The organism is Oleiphilus sp. HI0043, assembly GCF_001634935.1.
The window spans coordinates 1-851 of sequence record NZ_LWEY01001655.1; the positions used below are offsets into that span (position 1 = coordinate 1).

2 protein-coding genes are annotated in these 851 nt (G+C 49.4%); both read left to right on the forward strand.

Features of this window, described 5'->3' with window-relative positions; translation table 11 throughout:
• The first annotated feature begins 5 nt into the window (after window positions 1-5).
• Window positions 6-143 carry a hypothetical protein gene (locus A3729_RS31130; protein ID WP_082882179.1) on the forward strand — a complete coding sequence of 46 codons (138 nt, stop codon included), beginning with the start codon at window positions 6-8 and terminating at the stop codon, window positions 141-143.
• 14 nt (window positions 144-157) lie between these two features.
• Window positions 158-851 (forward strand): hydrogenase expression/formation protein HypE (gene hypE, locus A3729_RS25225; protein ID WP_068634408.1); only part of this gene is annotated, 694 nt, incomplete at its 3' end.

Below are 851 nucleotides of genomic sequence, written 5' to 3' on the forward strand. Positions count from 1 at the left end.
CCGTTTTGACGGGGCAAAAAAAACCCTACGAATGCAAACTATTTAACAAGCCCTGCACCCCTGAAAACCCGCTTGGCTCATGCATGGTATCATCTGAAGGCGCGTGCGCAGCTTACTATCGCTATCAACCCAACACCCAGTAGACAGAGCCCCGCCAATGACTAACAAAACCTCAAGCACACTGGATTTCAAGGATGGGTTCATCGAGATGGCTCATGGAAGTGGTGGCCGAGCGTCAGCCACGTTAATTGATGAACTCTTTTTGCCAGCTTTCGATAATAGCTACCTACAAGAAAAGTCTGATCAAGCAACACTTTCACTACCACAGTCTCGCATTACCATGGCCACCGACAGCCATGTCATCTCCCCTTTATTTTTCCCTGGCGGGAATATCGGTAGTTTAGCGGTGCACGGCACAGTCAATGACGTCTGCATGTCAGGTGCCCAGCCCCTCTACCTAAGTGTTGGCTTTATTCTAGAAGAAGGCTTCCCGCTTTCTGAACTAAAACGCATTGTCGACTCTATGGCTGAGGCAGCCCAAGAGGCTGGGGTTAAAATCGTTACCGGTGATACGAAAGTGGTAGAGCAAGGCCATGGTGACGGTGTTTACATCAACACCACAGGAATAGGCGCATTGCCTGAAGACATCAACTTATCACCTGTGAATATAAAGGCTGGTGACAAAGTCATTATCAGCGGAACCCTGGGAGATCACGGCACCTGCATTATGTCTCAAAGGCAAGGTATGAACTTTTCATCCGCTCTAAAGTCTGATTCACAAGCGCTGAATGATCTGGTTGAAAGCATGCTGGAAGCTGCCCCCGCTATTCGCTGTATGCGCGACCCAACCC